Origin of the sequence: Rhodococcus sp. IC4_135, from assembly GCF_011602025.1 — a bacterium.
In the GTDB taxonomy this organism is placed as follows: Bacteria; Actinomycetota; Actinomycetes; order Mycobacteriales; family Mycobacteriaceae; genus Rhodococcus_F; species Rhodococcus_F baikonurensis.
The window spans coordinates 1-722 of record NZ_JAAOLG010000121.1; the positions used below are offsets into that span (position 1 = coordinate 1).

A 722-nucleotide genomic window follows, 5' to 3' on the forward strand; every position below is an offset into this window, starting at 1 on the left:
GCGGGTGAGATGTATGTCTCGGGTGTGCAGTTGGCTCGGGGTTATCTGGGTCAGGCGGGGTTGACGTCGACGCGGTTTGTGGCGAATCCGTTCAATGCGGGCGAGGTGTTGTACCGCACGGGTGACGTGGCGTCGTGGAACAGTGCTGGTGATTTGGAGTATCTGGGTCGCGCGGATGATCAGGTGAAGATCCGTGGTTTCCGGATCGAGATCGGTGAGATCGAGTCTGCGGTGTTGGCGGATGTGTCGGTGGCGCAGACGGCGGTGGTTGTTCGTGAGGATTCTCCGGGTGATCAGCGGTTGGTGGCGTATGTGGTTCCGGCTGCGGGTGTGAGCGTGTCGGTCGACGATGTCCGCACCGGTGTGGGTTCGTTGTTGCCGGAGTACATGGTGCCGTCGGCGTTTGTGGTGTTGGATGCGATTCCGTTGACGGTGAACGGGAAGTTGGATCGTCGGGCGTTGCCGGTTCCGTCGTTGCAGGTTGCGGTGTTCCGTGCTCCGACGTCGGTGGTGGAAGAGGTTGTGGCGCAGACGTTTGCGGATGTTCTGGGCGTCGAGCGTGTTGGTTTGGATGATGATTTCTTTGCTCTCGGTGGTAATTCGCTGATTGCGACGCAGGTGACGTCTCGGTTGGGTCAGGCGTTGGATGCTTCGGTGTCGGTGCGGGAGTTGTTCGAGGCGTCGACGGTGGAGGCGTTGGCTGCTCGTTTGGGTTCTCATGT

1 protein-coding gene is annotated in these 722 nt (G+C 60.2%); it reads left to right on the forward strand.

Annotation, left to right across the window (positions count from 1 at the left end; translation table 11 throughout):
* Positions 1-722 (forward strand): phosphopantetheine-binding protein (locus G8767_RS35260; protein ID WP_166814290.1); only part of this gene is annotated, 722 nt, incomplete at both ends.